Origin of the sequence: Streptomyces carpinensis (genome assembly GCF_002154505.1) — a bacterium.
Classification (GTDB): domain Bacteria; phylum Actinomycetota; class Actinomycetes; order Streptomycetales; family Streptomycetaceae; genus Streptomyces; species Streptomyces carpinensis.
In genome coordinates, this window is sequence record NZ_MUBM01000085.1 from 18,823 (window position 1) to 33,272 (window position 14,450).

The following is a 14,450-nucleotide window of genomic DNA, read 5'->3' on the forward strand; positions in this document are numbered from 1 at the left end:
GGCACGGCGGGAGCCGCACGCGACGGGCGGCCCGTCGAGCCGTCGGGGGAGTGGAGCGGTGAGTGTGGCTCAGCCCGAGGCCAGTCGCGCCACCTCCGCGGCGCTCAGCGCCCGGTTGTGCAGCCGGAAGTCGCGCACGGCGCCGTGCAGGTACGGGTGGGTGGTGTTCTGCGACCGGCCCAGGTAGTTCCGGGTGGTCGCGCCGAGCAGCAGCGGACCACTGACCATCGCGGTGTTGCGGCCGGCCTCCGTGCCGTCGACGTACAGCACGCCGGTGCCGCCGCCCAGCGTCAGCGCCACGTGCGTCCACCGTCCGACGGGCAGCGGCTCGGCGGAGTCCACGACGTCCTCCGCCTCCATGCCGGCGATCTTCAGCGCGGCGCGGGCGTGCCGGGCCCCGGTGGTCGCGGCGAGGAAGAGGTAGGTGTCCTTGTGGTACCCGAGATCGAAGACGCGGGCGGACGCCGCGAGGCTGTCGACGCGGACTCGGACACTGACGGTCAGTTCGTCCAGGCCGCTCAGCAGCCCGGACGGCAGCGCGAGGTGGCCGCTGACCCCGTCGAACGCCACGGCGGTGTCCTCGCCGTCACGTGTCCAGGTGGCGCCGCCGGCGAGCGTGGCGTCGGCGAAGGTACCGGTGGTGTCGGCGGCCGTCGTGCCGCTGCCCTCCCGCAAGGGGTAGTCGGCGATGTCCCGTTCGCGGCTCGGCCGCGGGGTGTGGGCCCAGTACACGTTGTAGCGCTGGTGGTGGACCTCGTGGAACGGACGCAGCGTGACCGTGCGGCTGTCGGCGACGGCGGTGAACTCGGTGGGCCTGCCGGCAGTGGCGCGCAGCGTGTCGGGCAGGACCGTGGGGAGTGTGGCCAGGGCGGTGTCACCGTACTCCCCGGCCAGGACCAGGGGGCCGAGGGACAGCGAGGCCACCTGCGGATTGTCGGGGGCGGGACGCCACACGGGCCTGCGGGGCAGGACGAGTTCGACGGTGTCGCCGGTTCGCCACAGGCGCTCCACCGTGGCGTAGGTGCCGGGCCGCAGGGGGGCGACGGCCTGGCGCCCGTTGACCTTGAGGGTGGCGGGACGGCCGGTGTCGGCCACCCAGGACGGGATCCGGATCTTCAGCGTGAACCGCGCGGTGCCGTCGGTGACGGTCAGGCGCGTCCGGTCGTCCGTCGGGTACGTGGTTTCCTGACGCAGCGTCACTCCGGCGTCGGACCAGTGCACCTCCGAGGGAATGAACAGGTTCACGTACAGGGCCGGTGACGACTGCGATGCGTTCGAGCGGAAGTAGATGCTGTCGGCGAACTTCGTGTGCGTCTCCAGCCCGGTGCCGTGGTCGCAGGAGAAGTTGTCGTAGTCGCCGCTGTAGCTTCCGGGAGCCGCGCCGAGGCCGCCCTTGGGCTGCCGCTCGGAGCCTGCCCACAGACCGGTGTAGTACGTGACGAAACCGTGCGCGGAGTCCGGGTCCTGCTCGCCGAGCATCTGGTTGTAGAGGGTCCACTCGTAGTGGTCCATGTACTCGGCGCGCTGCGGCCGGTGCAGGAAGAGCTGCCGCCCGAGTTTCAGCATGTTGTAGCTGTTGCAGTTCTCGCAGGTCACCTCGGAGAGCCGGCTGACGATCTCGTCCGGCGGACCGAAGAGTTCCTGGTTGGAGTTGCCGCCGATGGCGTAGGAGTGGTGCCGGACGACCGCCGTCCAGAACGTGTCGGCGATGTCCAGGTACCGGGGGTCCCCGGTCGCCTCGTAGCCGGGCACGGCGCCGACGACCTTGGCGATCTCGGTGTTGGCGTGCCGGCCGGCGAGTTCGTCCCGGCCGGCGGCCAGAGGTGTGTACAGGTCCTCGTGGTCGAAGCGCTGGGCGGTGCGCAGATGGGCGCTGTCGCCGGTGACCTGATAGAGCCGGGTCAGTACGTCGTTCATGCCGCCGAACTCGACCTTCAGTACGGTCTGCATCCGCTCCTGGGACAGCGGCGCGGTCCGCGCGTCCACCCAGGCCGCCTTCTCCAGCAGGATCTCGAACGCCTCCCGGTTGCCGCTCAGGAGGTACTGGTCGAGCAGCCCGGCCATGATCTTGTGCAGGGTGTAGTACGGCGCCCACGGCTTGCCGCCCGCCTCCAACTGGTCGAAGACCGACTCCGGGAAGGCGGACAGGTAGCCGCGGTGGAATCCGGCCGAGGGTGCGGCCTGCTGACACTGCGCCAGCGCGGAGACCAGGGCGCGGCCTTTGCCGGCGTAGGCGGTGTCACCGGTGTTGGCGTGCGCCTGGGCGAGGGCGCTGAGCAGATGGCCGGTGGTGTGTCCGCGCAACTGCACGTTCGGCGCCTCCCAGCCGCCGCAGGGTTGCGCGGTGGAGGGCAGGCCGACGTTGGTGCGGAAGGTGTGCAGGAGCCGGTCGATGTCGACGAACAGGAGGTAGGCGCAGGTACGCCGCATGTTGGCCAGGAAGGGACTGTCGAGCAGACGCACCTCGGAGAGCGGGAAGGCGGTGAGGACCGGGCTCGCCCCCGATCTCTCGGTGCCCTCGGGGTCCGCCGAGGCGGTGACCGTGGCGGGGGCCGCGTGTGCGGACGGATCCATGGGGGAGGGCAGTGCGGTGACGGCCGCCGCGGCCGACGCCGCGAACATGATCTGACGGCGGGACGGGGTGACGGGGACGCGCTGAGCGGGCACGCGCTGAGCTCCCTTCGGTGGGCAGCAATGCGTTGAATCGCCTGGGCTTTTGAATCGTTAAATTCACTGCGGGGGAGACGGTAAGCGTGAGCCCATGGGTCGTCAAGGCTTCTCACAAGAACTGATCAGTAGGCTCCGTGTTCGGTCTGTCGTGCATCAATGAAGCGGAGTCCGGGGCCTGTTGCGTCGCGAGGTGCGGAGGCTGTTGACGTGCGAAGGAGGACTGGGATGAGAGACAGGGTCGCGATTTTGAAACGTTCAATTCCTTGTGTGTCCGTCTTGACGAACAGAGGTGATCAAGGGGGGCCGGGCGCGGTGATCAGCCCGGGTGGTGCCCGGGCCGGGGCCGGATGCCGTGGTTGCGGGCGCGGCGGCCGTAGGGCACCGAAACGAACTCCTCCAGCCCGAGCGCACCGCCCGCGACCTGGCCGTCCAGGTGCCGGGCGAAGCCGACGACGTCCGTCGGCTCCTCGCCCGCCAGCCAGTGGAGGAACAACGTGAACACATCGCCCAGGAACTGCGTCTGCACGGGACTGCTCTCCCGGCTCCCGGCGGTGATCACCGCCGACAGCTCGCTCATGCGCCGCTCGGTCGTGGCGAACGTGCCCACCTCGATCGCCCTCTTGAACGCGTCGACCACGACCGGCAGCACCTGGGACCACAGGTGCTGCTCGGCCGCGGCACAGAGCTTGCTCCCCCAGACCGCCGCCGACCACAGGGCGTCCGCGTCCTCGAGCCGCGTGGCACACTCCGCGAGCGAGGCGAGCAGGGGCGCGGCGATCTCCCAGGCACCGATCCCGACGAGGATCGCCACCGAGTCCCGGTAGTGACCGAGGGCCTCGGCGTCCCGGCCGCGCAGCCTCAGCGTCTCGGCGATGTCCCAGTGGAAGCTCGCCGCCTCCCTCGGAACGCCGAGCTTCTCCGCCTGCGCGAGTCCGGTGGAGGCGAACCGCGCGGCGGTGTCGAGGTCGCCCTTGTCGCGATGGGAGATGGACAGCCTGCCCACGGCGGCCAGTTCCTGCTCGTCGTCATGGGTGGTGCGCGCCAGTTCCAGTGCCTTGGTGGCGGCGTCGATCGCGGCGGCCGGATCACCGGCGATCTGGTGGAGGATCGCCTCGTCCAGCAGGAAGGCGGCCTGCTGCGTCCGGTCGTCCAGCTCGACCGCGCGGGCGAGGCCGTCCCGGGCATGGCTCATCGCCTCGTCGTAGCGCCGCAGCCGCTTGCTCAACTGGCCGAGCACACCGGCCGTCTGGAGCAGCCCGCTCTTGTCGTCCCGGCCGAGGTAGCAGTCCTGTGCCTCCTCGGCCAGCCGCCGTGCCTCCTCCCACTGGCCGTGCCGCATCTGGAGCTGTGCCATGCGCAGCAGGAGGTTCGGTCGGTTCTCGCAGGCCTCGCCGTAGGCCGTGCTGCGCCGGAAGTCGGCCAGCGCCGCCGCCAGGGCGTCACGCCGCTCGTGCCATGTGCCGGTCAGCTCGAACCGGGTGGCCCAGCGCCGGTCGGCGGTCTGTGGCGGGAGGGCCAGCCGCCCCAGCAGGCCGTCGATCCGTGTGACGAGTTTCCGTACCGCGTCCTCGTCCGCGATGTCGTCCCCGACGGTCAGTGCGAGCTCGTCCAGCAGGACATCCAGGCAGGACAGCGTGTCGCCGTGAGGTGTGCGCTCGACGGCGCGGCGCAGCGCCGTGATCTCACCGCGCAGGAGGCGGGCCATGGCGCCGCGATCCGCGCGTGCGACGCGCGCGAGCATCGCGCACTCGGCGAGCGCGGCCTCGCCGGCGGTCGCGGCTCGGTCCCGCCACTGGTCCAGCCGTCCGTTGGCGGTGCCCACGTAGATGTACGACCGCTCGATCCCGGAGGGCAGCCCGGTGCCGACGACGGCCTCGCAGACCCGGGTCTCCTCCGCCGTGATGCGGTGCACGACCGTACGGCCGAAGTCGGCTGCCCGCTTCGACGGGATGCTCCACAGCGAACCGATGTAGCCGCGGGCGCCGACCCGGACGAACTCCCGGCCCACACCCGTCCAGGACTGGCAGGAGTTGTTGAACACGATGGGCCGGTGGCGCAGCGTCAGCCACTGCGGAATGCGCCAGTTCTCCAGGGCGAACTGCTCGCCCAGCACGATCCCGTCGTCCGTTCCGTGCGTGTTGAAGAACAGCAACTCGACCGGCAGGTCCCGGGGCAGCGTCAGCAGAGCACCGAGCATGAGCTCGCCCGGGCCCGGCAGCAGGATGGGATGGGTGAAGTGGCCGCCTACCGAGCGCATCACGTCCTCGGTCTCCGAGACCCGGAAGAAGCCGGGGTCGAACACGAGGCTGAAGGTGCCGGCCGATCGTTCGATGCCTTCGCTGTACACCTCGTTGAGGATGATCAGGACCGGGTCGGCCGCGACGTGCCCGATGGGCTTGCGCGACCAGTCGGCCTCCGCGGAACGGACGAACGAGTACGGCAGACCGGTGGTGAACGCGGTGAGCCTGCGCTCGCCGACGGCGGTGACCGCGGCCGGTGGAACCTGCGCGGTCACCGCCTCTTCCAGAGCCCGGTAGGGGTTTCTGCCGCCGGTGGACAGCCACCGCCGCAGTCTCCCGCCGGCGTCGCCCCTCGTCTCCTCCGCTTCCTCGTCGACGGCACGCCCGCTCGCGGTGATCCGCCGCTGCTGCTCGTCGACCGCTCGCCGTACCGGCTCCAGGTCCGGCGGCGGCGTGACCACCAGGCGCGCGCCGCGATGATGGGCGTACACCGCGCCCAACAGGGCGTTCACATCGGCGGTGTTCTCGACCAGCGTCGCCTCGTCGGAGTCCGAAGCGGCCTGCGCGAACAGCTCGTCGAGCGGTGCCGTGGCATGTTCCACCGCACGCAGCGGAGCACCGGTGCGCAGCGCGGTGAACAACGCGACGACGAAGCTCGCGGGGTCGTGTGCGCAGACCTCGATCGTGTGTCCCGGTTCGCCGCCCGGGGCGCGCAGCGACCGCCAGGCCACGGTGGTGAGTTCCGCCAGTGTGTTCCAGCGAAGCCGCAGCCTCTGCGGGATGTCCGCGAACATCTCGCCGCCCCGGTCGCCGGCCTCCTCCCCGGTGTGCGCGGCGTGCAGGCGGTTCGCACCGTCGCGGAGCGCGGGGTCGAGGGTGTTGAGCTCATCGGGACTGAAGTCGGCGAGGAACACGGCGCGTTCGATGCCCATCCGCGACAACAGCCCGGACACCATGTCGTTGTGCTTGACCCAGGAGCGGTATCGGCTCAGGGCCTTGCCGAGCCGCTGGTGCTCGGCGATGTCCAGCAGTGTCCGCCGCTGCACTTCCGGGCCGCCGGCCAGCACCTCCTCCAGCCCCAGCCGCGAACCGATGCGCTGCATGGACCTGTCCTGGCTGCGTTTGAACTCCTCGTACAGCTCGATGAACTCGGCCTCCGCCATGGGCGGAGGTTCGACCGCGACGACGGGCGTCAGCCGGTCCCCGGGGAGGCAGGACACCACGACGGCCGCCTCCCGCATCTGGTCGGGGCGGCACACCACGACCGTGTCGCCCACGTCGAACACCGGCAGACTGGTCAGTGTCAGGACCACCTCGCAGCCGCCTGCCGGCAACGACACGCGCACCTCGTGGCCGTCGATCGCACACGGCGCGGACGCCTCGACGGTGAGCGTGACCCGATCGGGCAGGGAGTAGGTCACACCCCGGTCGGAGGGTTGCGGGTTCCCCTCCACCTCCAGGCACCACTCCACCGGGACGTCCAGGGCGAAGCGCAGCCGGAGCGCGACGGCGGGTCCCTCGTCCGGCAGTGCGTCCACCGTGAGTTCCCGTGTCCCCACCCCGAGGTGCTGTCCCACCCGAGTGGTGGCCGTCTCGGCGACGGGCGGTGCGGCGGGCCGCACCCCCTGGCCGAGCATCCGCTCACGCAGCGGGAGCGGAGGCTTGCGGTGCATATCGAGCAGGGCCGCACCGAGGAGCCCGCCGTCGAAGCGGAACCTGATCCCGTGCGACGGGCCGAGATCCACGGCCTACAGTCCGTGCACGTAGGAGTCGACGAACGAGTACCGTGTCCGCTCCGGCGGGGTGCCCCAGGAGCGCAGCTGTGTCCGGGCGCGCTCACGTCCCTTGCGCACCATGGAGTTCACCAGCACCGGCGTCGACACGCCGACGTACAGAGCGCCCCAGTAGGTGGTCGCCGGCAGTACCAGCGCCAGGACACCGCCGAGCGCCGAGAAGGCGAGCGAGACCGCGAGGTAGAACCACGACCACTGGAACCGATCGGGATCGTTGCGGATCTCGTAGAGCCGAACGATCTCCGGCGCCAACGCGCCGACCATACCCAGCAGGAAGACGGCCACAGAGCTCATCCTCCACACCGTACCCGAGAGCCCTCGGCAAGTCCCGTGTGTCACTGGCGACTTGGTGTGATCCTCAGGTGCTGTTCAGCCCGCTGACGGATCCCTCCGCGGACCTCTGGTGCCCGAACGCCCCCCAGGCGCGCGGACTGAATCGGCCCGGCTTCCCGCCGCAGGCGGGGCGTGACGGATGCCTGGCAGCTCGACGAGGCGAGTCGTGATGAAATGGGTGAAATGTGCAAAACGGACGCGAGTGTGCCGTTGAGGCCCGGTGAGTAGCCAGAGGCGTGATGGAGGATTGACTGCATGGCGACGATCCATCGCCGCACCGACACCTTGCCCGTGGGAGCGATCCTGGCATCGGTCGGTGGCTTCTTCGACGCGTACACGTTTCTCCGCCACGGCGTGTTCGCCAATCTCCAGTCGGGCAACGTGGTGCTGTTCTGCGTGCAGGCCACGGCCCGGCACTGGCACGCGGCGGTCGTGCTGCTCGTTCCGGTCGCGGCCTTCGTCGTCGGCGTGCTCGCCGTGGAGGTACTCGGCGTTCCCCGTGTCGGGCGGCTCGTGCGCCGGCCGCTACGGCTGGTGCTGACGCTCCAGATCGCACTGCTCGCAATGATCGCGGCACTGCCCGACGGTGCGCCGGCGCCGGTGACGACCGTGACGGTGTCGTTCGTCGCCGCGTTGCAGTTCTCGACCTTCACGACACTGCGCGACGCCCCCTACGCCACGGTGATGACAAGCGGGAACCTCCGTACCAGCGTCGTCGCCGCGTACCAATGGACGGTGGGCAAGGACCCGGCGGCCGCGCGGCGCGCGGGACGGTATGCCGTCATGGTCGGCGCGTTCGCCGTCGGCGCTGTGGTCGGCGCCATTTGCACCCGTACCGTCGGCACACCCGCGATCGCCGTGGCCGCCGTCCTCCTCACCGCCGTTCTCGTGATGCTGGTCCGAGAGACGCGGCGACTGGAACGCCGCCGGACGGGCATGGAGCCGTCCTCCTCGACCCCGTCCCCGAACGGCCGCTGAGTCGCGTCGTCACCCGATGACGTCGTTCGGGGTGTCCAGGAGGATCTTGACGTGCGTGATCTCGGCTTCTTCGTGATCACCTCGGGCATCCATGCCATGGCGTTCCCGAAGCGGTCGGTACCCCTTCGGATCACCGCTGCACGGGCACCGTGCCGGCCACGGTCCTCATGTGGCCAGCAGCCCGAGGAGACCCACGACGGCCAGCGCCGTGGTGACGGTGAGCGCACCGGAGACGTGAGCACTCCACCAGCGCACTCGCGGCATGGCGGAGGCCGGTATCAGGTCCCGGTCCAGACGGCGGAGTGCGGCCTTGTAGAGGGCCATGTGGACGGTGCCCAGGACGCCGACCGCCGCCAGCGGGCCGGCGATCGAGTGGAGTGTGGTCATGTCCGTGCAGACCTCCCCGCCGACGGTGGAGAGAGAGCCGGTTCGGGCAGCGGCGGCCGGGGCCGGTCCGGCAACGGGCGGCAGGCGGCCGCGGCGCGGGTCATCGCAGTGTCCTGACGACGAGGTACGCGTTCAACGCGATGATCAGTACGGCCGCCGAGGTGGCCGCCGCCAGCGTCCCGCGGCGGTTGACGAGCTCGCCCATCAGCGCCCGGTTCCCGGTGAAGACCACGAGCGGCACGAGCGCGAAGGGGACGCCGAAGGACACCACGACCTGGCTCGCCAGGAGGGCACGAGTGGGGTCCACGCCCAGCAGCAGCACAGCGATCGCGGGTGCGAGCGACACCAGGCGCCTCAGCCACAGGGGGATCGATCTGCGCAGGAAACCCTGCATGACGATCTGGCCGCTGTAGACGCCCACGCAGGAGGCGGCGAGTCCTGACGCGAGCAGGCCGACTCCGAAGACCGCCGCGGTGAGCGATCCGTACGCGGTTCCGAACGCGGTGTGCGCGTCGGCCAATGAGTCGACGCCGGCTCCCCGCAGCGGAGTCGCCGCCATCAGGATGGCCGCGTTGACGACCGCCGCGACGCCCAGGGCGACGACGACGTCCACCATGCTCATCCGCACCGCGAGCTTCCGCCGCGTGCTGTCCTCACGGGGCAGGAGTTCCTGGGTGAGGGCGGAGTGGAGGTAGATAGCGTGCGGCATCACGGTGGCTCCGACGATCCCGACCGCGAGCAGCGCACCGTCCTGACCGGGAAAGCCCGGCACCAGGCCGTGTACCGCCTCGGAGGCGTCGACGCGGGCGCGAAGGGTCTGGTACACGAACGCGGCGAGGACCACGGTCAGCAGAGCTGCGACCACCGCCTCAAACCGGCGGCGGCCGCGCTGACGCAGCATCAGGATGAGCAGCATGCCACCGGCTGTGAGGAGCCCTCCCGCCCACAGCGGAACGCCGAACAGCAGCTGCAGGCCGAGGGCGCCGCCGACGACCTCGGCCAGGTCGGTCATGACGACGACCACCTCGGCCTGCAGCCACAGCCCGATCCGGGCTGGTCGGCCCAGTCGTTCCCGGCACAGTTCCGGCAGGCTCATCCCGGTGGCGATGCCGAGTTTGGCCGACAGGTACTGCACCAGCATCGCCACCGCGCTCGCCGCGACGACCACCCACAGGAGCGCGAAGCCGTACCGGGCGCCGGCCGTGACATTGGTGGCGAAGTTGCCCGGGTCGACGTAGGCGACCGCCGCCACGCACGCGGGCCCCAGGAACCACGCCGCCCGCCGTGCCGGGAGGCGGTCCGCCCGGTGGCCGGTCGGTTGCCGGGCCGGTCTCTGACTGGTCATGAACACAACGGCTTCGCTCCCCTCGTGCCCGCTCCCGGTGCCGGTCAGTAGATGTTCGACGGTCGGACCATGCCTTCGGCGAGGTCGCCGAACCCGGGTGCCACGATCGCCCCCGGGTTCTGAAGGATCTCCTCGACCACCAGCGTCTCGGTGGTCAGCAGCAGCGCCGCGACGGAGGCGGCGCTCTGCAGTGCCGAGCGGGTGACCTTCAGCGGGTCGATCACGCCCGAGGCGAACATGTCGCCGTACTCCCCGGTGAGCGCGTCGAACCCGTGGCCCGTGGGCAGGACGGCGACGCGGTCGTGGATCTCCTGGCCGTCGTAACCGGCGTTGATCGCGATCCAGCGCAGTGGCTCGCCGAGGGCGCGGCGGACGATGTCCCGTCCGATGGCGACGTCTCCGGTGAGCTCCAGCCGGTCCAGTACCGACGCGCACTGCGCCAGGGCCGTGCCCCCGCCGGCGACGATGCCTTCCTCGAGCGCTGCCCGGGTGGCGGACAGCGAGTCCTCCACGCGGTGCTGCATCTCCTTGAGCTCCACGCCGGTGGCCGCTCCCACGTGGATGACGGCGACGCTGCCGGACAGGCGGGCGATGCGCAGTTGAAGACTCTCTCGGTCGTGCTCGTTCTCGGCCCGCTCCAGCTCCCTCTTGATCTGCTCGATGCGGGCCGAGACGGCCTCCTCGGACCCGGCACCGCCGACCAGGGTGGTGCCGGCCTCGGTGACCGTGATCCGGCGGCAGCGGCCGAGCTGTTCCAGCCGTACGGCGTCCAGGCTCAGGCCCGTGTCGGCGGTGACGACGCTTCCGCCGCTGAACACCGCGAGGTCTTCCAACTCCGCCACGCGCCGGTGGCCGAAGCCCGGCGCCCGCACCGCCACCGAGCGGAAGGTGCCGTGCACGTTGTTCGTCACGAGCATGCCCAGGGCCGGGCCCTCCACGGTCTCGGCCAGGATCACCAGCGGGCTGCCGCTGCGGGTGACCTGTTCGAGCACCGGCATCAGGGTCTGGACCGCCGAGATCTTCTCATTGGTGAGCAGGATGTAGGGGTTCTCGAAAACCGTCTCCATACGGTCCTTGTCGGTCACCATGTAGGGCGAGAGATAGCCGTGGTCGAACTCCACACCGTCCACGAAGCTCACGTCGAGCCCGAAGGCCGGAGACTCCTCCACCGTGACGACACCGGTCCGGCCGACGCGGCCCATGGCCGCCGCTATCGTGCCGCCGATCTCGGTGTCGCTGTTGGCCGACAGCGTCGCCACGTGGGCGAGGTCCGACTGGCCGGCGATCTGCCGGGCCTCCTCGTGCAGGGCGCGGACCACCGCCTCGACCGCCTTCTGGATGCCCGTCTTGAGGAACATCGGGTTCGCGCCGGCGTCCACCGCACGCAGCCCCTCGCGCACGAGGGCCTGGGCGAGGACCGTGGCGGTCGTCGTCCCGTCCCCGGCGACTCCATTGGTCTTGTTGGCGACCTCCTTGACCAGCTGGGCACCCATGTTGGCGAACGGGTCGCGCAGCTGGATCTCCCGGGCGATGGTGACGCCGTCGTTCGTGATGGTGGGCGGCCCGGTCAGCTTCTCGATGACGGCGTTGCGCCCCTTGGGGCCCAGCGTCACCCTGACGGCGTCCGCGAGAGCGTTGACGCCCGCCTCGAGGAGCTGCCGCGCTTCGACGTTGAAACGCAGGTCTTTGGCCATGTCGGTCCTCTCGAAGATCGGTGTGGGGATCTCCGCGTGTGCCGCGGGGTGAGGGTGGGGAGCCGTACGGCGGCGGTGGCGGCGGCCCGGGACGTGGCGTGGAACACCGACCCTCCGCGGGTCCACGGGGAGCCGCCGCCGGCGGGCTCGGATCAGGGCACGAGGACGGCCCTGCCGCGCACGCGTCCGTGGTCGAGGTCGTCCAGGGCCTGCGTGAACGCGTCGAGCGGATAGCCGACGGTGTGCAGGGTGACCTGGCCGCGTGCGGCGAGCGCCATGAGTTCGGCCAGCTCGGTGTATGAGCCGACCAGATTGCCGACGAAGTTGATCTCGGCGGAGATGATGTCGATGGTCGGTACGCTGAGCACACCGCCGTAGCCGACGACGTGGTAGTCGCCGGCCCGGCGGAGCATGGCCACGCCGTCCTCCAGGGCGCCTCCCTCGCCGACGAAGTCGACGACGACTTCGGCGCCCTGCTCACCGGTCAGCTCCCGCACCCGCTCCACGTGGGTGCCGTCGGCGACGACGGTCCTGTGGGCGCCTAGGGTCTCGGCGAGCTTGAGGGCCTCCGGCGAGCGGTCGACGACGATCAGCTCGGCGGGCGACAAGGCGCGCAACGCCTGGACACCGATGTGACCGAGCCCTCCGGCGCCGATGACCACCGCCTTGTCGCCGGGTGCCAGCCGGCCGGCCGCCTTCTTCGCCGCGTGATAGGCCGTCAGACCGGCGTCAGCGAGCGCCGCGACATCGGCCGGCGCGAGCCCGGCATCGAGCTTGACCACCGCGCGCGCATTGGTCCGTACGAGCTCGGCGAAGCCGCCGTCGGCGTCGATACCGGGGAAGGCGGAGCTCTCGCAGTGCACGTCGTCGCCGCGGCGGCAGGCCGCGCAGAGCCCGCAGGTGACCAGCGGGTGCAGGATCACCGGGTCGCCGACGGCCACGTTGGTCACGGCACCGCCGATCTCGTGCACCCAGCCGGCGTTCTCGTGGCCCTGGATGTAGGGGAGTGCGACGCCGGTCTTCGCCTCCCACTGCCCCTCCACGATGTGCAGGTCGGTGCGGCACAGACCGGCTCCGCCGACGCGGACGATCACATCGAGCGGACCGGTGATCTTCGGTTCGGGCACCTCCTCGACCACGGGCGTGCGGTGGTATTCGTGGAGCCGTACGGCCTTCATGCGGCACCTCCCGCCGAGTCCGCCCTGGTGTTGTCGAGTGCTACGGCCGTGGTCCCGGCTGCCGTGCCGTACCGCGTGGCGAGCAGACCCTCACAGATCTCGGTGTTGGCGCCGATGCCGACGGCGGTGGTGCGGCACCGCCTCAGGTGCGCCTCCATGTCGACGGGGAGGACGGGGCGTCCTTGCTCGTCGGTGAAGACGGGATCGACACCGTCGGCGGGCAGACCCAGCGCCCTGCGGCGGCGCACCAGGGTGACGGTCAGCCGATCGGGCAGGTCACGCAGGCGGGCCTCGGCCATCTGGCGGACGGTCCACCCGTGGCCGGTCAGGCGCCGCCCGAGGCGCGCCTGCGCGGCCAGACAGCCCTTGCGCAGAAACGTCCGGCGCAGCTCGCCTAACCGGTCGGGGTCGGACAGCAGCGGGAACGCCTCGGCGAACTCCCGGCCGCACGCCACCCCTTGGTTGATCTCGTCGGAGGCGAAGTGGTCCTCCAGAACGACCGTCACGTCGGTAACCCACGGCAAAGCCGCGAGCATCCGGCGGGCGTCCTCCACCATGAGCCAGGCGAAGTTCGGGGCACAGAAGTACGTGGGCAGCCGCAGCCGCGCCTCCACGCGACCGCTGTCGATGCTGACGCTGCGGACGAAGCCGAGTTCGGTGATGGGACGGTCGAGCTCGGGGTCCAGGACCGTGGCGAGGGCGGCGGTGACCGCATCTGACCGCTCGGCCGCCTCGACGGCGACGGTGGCCCCGACGGTGCCCCGGGTCATGCCGGCACCTGCCCGGCGGACATCCTGTCCGTCTGTCCGGCTACCACGGCGACCTGGGCGCTCTCCGGCACCTTGATGTCGTACAGACGCGCGAGGTTCAGACCGAGGATCTTGCGTTTGACGCCGGTGGTGAGAACCCCGTACTCGGACTGAAGGTCCTCGGGAATCTGGAAGTCGACGAACTTCTCCACGAGCCAGCGCGGGCTCCAGATGGCGTAATCGCTGCCGAAGGTGATGCGGTCCTCGTCCAGCCAGTACAGCAGTTCGCCGAGGACCTGCGCGAAGTAGCGCGGCCGGGAGTGGATGAACGGCATGACCACCGACAGGCCGGCGTAGACGTTGGGCTCCTGGGTGGCGATCCAGCAGAAGTCCTCCAGCCGCGGCAGACCGGAGTGCTCGACGATGAAGTTCAGCTCCGGGAAGGCGGTGGCGGCGTGGTCGACGTCGGCGACGTCGAAGGCGTCCCGGTTCAGAGGCCAGATGGTCGGGCCCTTGTGGATGTGGATGTTGCGGATCCCCAGCTCGGCGCACTTGGCGAGGTAGTCGTGAGCGCCCGGGTCGCTCAGCTTCCAGCCCTTGGAGCTGCCGCGCCACTCAGCTGTGTAGAGCTTGACCCCGCGCAGCTGCCACTGGGCCGCGAGCCGCTCCAGCTCGGCCAGTCCCGCCTCGCCGGCCCGGGGGTCGAAGGCGCCGTTGACGATCAGTCGGTCGGGGTGCTTGGCAGCCAGCCTGCCGTTGCGCTCGGTGGTGTTGAAACCGTCGGTGTAGAACTCGCTCAGATAGGTCGGCTGGAAGATGCCCACGTCCACGTAGCCGGTCTCGAACAGGTCGTGTACCAGATCCTGTTCGGAGTACTTGCGGAACTTCTCCAGCGGCCACACCCACTCGGCGGGGCTGAGGTTGCGCTGGTAGTCGTAGAAGCAGCGGATGAAACCCTCGCCGTACTTGTTGGCGGTGTTCTCCTCGCTGGCGTCCCAGAAGTGGATGTGGCCGTCGACCACGAAGTAGTCCACGCCGTCCTTGGTGTACATGTGCTGCCTCGACTTCCTGGTGATGTGGTGG

The 14,450-nt window shown here is 70.4% G+C and carries 10 protein-coding genes; 1 reads left to right on the plus strand and 9 read right to left on the minus strand.

The genetic code is table 11. The annotated features are described in order from the left end of the window. Positions 1–69: 69 nt before the first annotated feature. The 3 genes from BZY54_RS12245 to BZY54_RS12255 all read right to left on the minus strand — a co-directional run bounded on the left by BZY54_RS12245 (position 70) and on the right by BZY54_RS12255 (position 6,997). Positions 70–2,622 (minus strand): glycoside hydrolase family 127 protein, encoded by a 2,553-nt coding sequence (locus BZY54_RS12245; protein ID WP_086725244.1) that lies wholly within the window; start codon positions 2,620–2,622, stop codon positions 70–72. A gap of 364 nt (positions 2,623–2,986) precedes the next feature. Continuing rightward, positions 2,987–6,655, minus strand: coding sequence for a tetratricopeptide repeat protein (locus tag BZY54_RS12250; protein WP_086725198.1), 3,669 nt, complete (start codon positions 6,653–6,655; stop codon positions 2,987–2,989). 3 nt (positions 6,656–6,658) lie between these two features. Beyond that, positions 6,659–6,997, minus strand: a complete 339-nt coding sequence (locus BZY54_RS12255) for a hypothetical protein (protein WP_143668043.1) — start codon at positions 6,995–6,997, stop codon at positions 6,659–6,661. 294 nt (positions 6,998–7,291) lie between these two features. Here BZY54_RS12255 and BZY54_RS12260 point away from each other — a divergent pair, with 294 nt between their 5' ends. Continuing rightward, on the plus strand, positions 7,292–8,014 hold the full coding sequence (locus tag BZY54_RS12260) for a YoaK family protein (RefSeq protein ID WP_086725200.1): 723 nt from the start codon (positions 7,292–7,294) through the stop codon (positions 8,012–8,014). A gap of 165 nt (positions 8,015–8,179) precedes the next feature. Here the strand turns inward: BZY54_RS12260 and BZY54_RS12265 are convergent, their stop codons facing one another. The 6 genes from BZY54_RS12265 to BZY54_RS12290 form a co-directional block, all read right to left on the minus strand. After that, entirely contained in the window at positions 8,180–8,401 is a 222-nt protein-coding gene (locus BZY54_RS12265) for a hypothetical protein (RefSeq protein ID WP_086725201.1), read from the minus strand. A gap of 100 nt (positions 8,402–8,501) precedes the next feature. Then, entirely contained in the window at positions 8,502–9,746 is a 1,245-nt protein-coding gene (locus BZY54_RS12270; protein ID WP_086725245.1) for an Nramp family divalent metal transporter, read from the minus strand. Positions 9,747–9,790: 44 nt separating this feature from the next. Next, positions 9,791–11,440, minus strand: coding sequence for a chaperonin GroEL (groL, locus tag BZY54_RS12275; RefSeq protein WP_086725202.1), 1,650 nt, complete (start codon positions 11,438–11,440; stop codon positions 9,791–9,793). A 152-nt stretch (positions 11,441–11,592) separates the two neighbouring features. Further along, complete coding sequence (locus tag BZY54_RS12280) at positions 11,593–12,618, minus strand: NAD(P)-dependent alcohol dehydrogenase (protein ID WP_086725203.1); 1,026 nt, start codon at positions 12,616–12,618, stop codon at positions 11,593–11,595. Continuing rightward, positions 12,615–13,388: an iron-sulfur cluster assembly protein gene (locus BZY54_RS12285; protein WP_086725204.1), complete on the minus strand. Its 774-nt coding sequence runs from the start codon at positions 13,386–13,388 to the stop codon at positions 12,615–12,617. The genes BZY54_RS12280 and BZY54_RS12285 overlap by 4 nt, the downstream gene beginning before the upstream one ends. Then, positions 13,385–14,419, minus strand: a complete 1,035-nt coding sequence (locus BZY54_RS12290) for an amidohydrolase family protein (RefSeq protein ID WP_086725205.1) — start codon at positions 14,417–14,419, stop codon at positions 13,385–13,387. The genes BZY54_RS12285 and BZY54_RS12290 overlap by 4 nt, the downstream gene beginning before the upstream one ends. Positions 14,420–14,450: the final 31 nt, after the last annotated feature.

Excerpts from the sequence above, each read along its gene's own strand:
- BZY54_RS12245 (WP_086725244.1), bottom strand. The coding sequence starts at position 2,622 with ATGTTCGCGGCGTCGGCCGCGGCGGCCGTCACCGCACTGCCCTCCCCC.
- BZY54_RS12255 (WP_143668043.1), bottom strand. The coding sequence starts at position 6,997 with ATGAGCTCTGTGGCCGTCTTCCTGCTGGGTATGGTCGGCGCGTTGGCG.
- BZY54_RS12260 (WP_086725200.1), top strand. The coding sequence starts at position 7,292 with ATGGCGACGATCCATCGCCGCACCGACACCTTGCCCGTGGGAGCGATC.
- BZY54_RS12265 (WP_086725201.1), bottom strand. The coding sequence starts at position 8,401 with ATGACCACACTCCACTCGATCGCCGGCCCGCTGGCGGCGGTCGGCGTC.
- BZY54_RS12270 (WP_086725245.1), bottom strand. The coding sequence starts at position 9,746 with ATGACCAGTCAGAGACCGGCCCGGCAACCGACCGGCCACCGGGCGGAC.
- groL (WP_086725202.1), bottom strand. The coding sequence starts at position 11,440 with ATGGCCAAAGACCTGCGTTTCAACGTCGAAGCGCGGCAGCTCCTCGAG.
- BZY54_RS12280 (WP_086725203.1), bottom strand. The coding sequence starts at position 12,618 with ATGAAGGCCGTACGGCTCCACGAATACCACCGCACGCCCGTGGTCGAG.
- BZY54_RS12285 (WP_086725204.1), bottom strand. The coding sequence starts at position 13,388 with ATGACCCGGGGCACCGTCGGGGCCACCGTCGCCGTCGAGGCGGCCGAG.
- BZY54_RS12290 (WP_086725205.1), bottom strand. The coding sequence starts at position 14,419 with ATGTACACCAAGGACGGCGTGGACTACTTCGTGGTCGACGGCCACATC.